Below are 1,283 nucleotides of genomic sequence, written 5' to 3'. Positions count from 1 at the left end.
AGCGACAAGGCAGCGGCCGACGAGGAATACACCGCGTACGTCCGCACCACGATGGACCGTTGGCGTCGGGTCGCGTACCTGATGACCGGTGACTGGGACCGGGGGGACGACGTCCTGCAGCAGGTGCTGACCGAGCTCTACCGCAAGTGGAACCGGGCGCGAAGGGCGGACAGCCTCGACGCGCTCGTCCGCACCATGCTGATGCGTCGATTCATCGACGGGCAACGGCTCGGCTGGGCCCGAGTCCGGCTCGGCACCGAGCTGCCAGAACGGGCCGCGACCACCGGGGCGGACCCCACCGACCGGCTGGACCTGGTGGCCGCCCTACGGCACGTGGCACCACGGCAACGCGCCGTCCTGGTGCTGCGCTACCTGCACGACTTGTCGGTCGAGGAAACAGCGAAGGTGTTGAACTGCTCACCCGGCACGGTCAAGAGCCAGTCCCTGAAGGGTCTCGAGAAGATGCGCCGCCTCCTTCCGTCCGAAACCAACGCGCTGAGGAGTCAGAAATGATTGAAGAAGACCGCGACGTCGTACGTCTCATGCGCGCCGACATCGAGGGGTTTGCGGCGCCCCGCTCCAAGGTTCTGGACGTGGACCAGGCGATGCGCACCGGGCGCCGCCAGCGCTGGTACGGCCCTACCGCCGGTGCCGCCGCACTGGTTGCCGCACTCGCCATCGGCGCGGCCGTCGTACCCGGCCGGTTCGGGAGCGAGCCGGTCAAGGACGGTGGCGCGAACATGCTCGTTGTGGGTAACTACACGGTGGTGGCTGCAGAGCCGGCTGGCCTGGCCACCCTCCCCGAGGCCCCGGCCACCATCGACCCGATGGGCCTGTACCTCACGTTCGGATGGTTGCCCGACGGCTACGACCACCGGCAGTACCAGGCGGGCTTCAATCCTGGTTCGACCGGTTCGGTCGCCTTCCTGTCGGCGGATCAGGACCGGGATGCCAACTCCGACAAGGGCAGATTCTCGGTTGTCCTCTATCCCCGGGGGGTCACCCCGGCTGCGCCCCAGCGTGACGAGGGTGGTCGCGGCACCGAACTCGAAGCCATCGCCGCCAAGTCGGTGAACGACAACGCCGCTTCGTGGATCACCTACAGCGGAGCCGAGGGTGCTGAGACAATCCTCCGCTGGCGGTACGCGCCCGACGGCTGGGCACAGCTCCGCTTCCGCGGCAACGACCCAGGTCTGGACGCCAAGGCCACCGCACACAGGATCGCGAGTTCGATGAAGTTGAGCAGCAGCGAGAAGGTTCCCCTGCCCGTACAGGCGGCATCG

The 1,283-nt window shown here is 67.9% G+C and carries 2 protein-coding genes; both read left to right on the top strand.

What is annotated here, in order from left to right; genetic code table 11:
* Positions 1-513 (top strand): SigE family RNA polymerase sigma factor (locus tag ACGGAQ_RS32580; RefSeq protein ID WP_393056081.1); only part of this gene is annotated, 513 nt, incomplete at its 5' end.
* Positions 510-1,283, top strand: a 774-nt coding sequence (locus ACGGAQ_RS32575) for a hypothetical protein (RefSeq protein WP_393056078.1), incomplete at its 3' end; no start/stop codon positions are given. The genes ACGGAQ_RS32580 and ACGGAQ_RS32575, both read left to right, overlap by 4 nt.

The sequence above is a fragment of the Micromonospora sp. NPDC047557 genome (genome assembly GCF_043205095.1).
Classification (GTDB): Bacteria; Actinomycetota; Actinomycetes; order Mycobacteriales; family Micromonosporaceae; genus Micromonospora.
The sequence above is the reverse complement of the archived record's forward strand: the minus strand, read 5'-3'. Positions and strand labels throughout refer to the sequence as shown.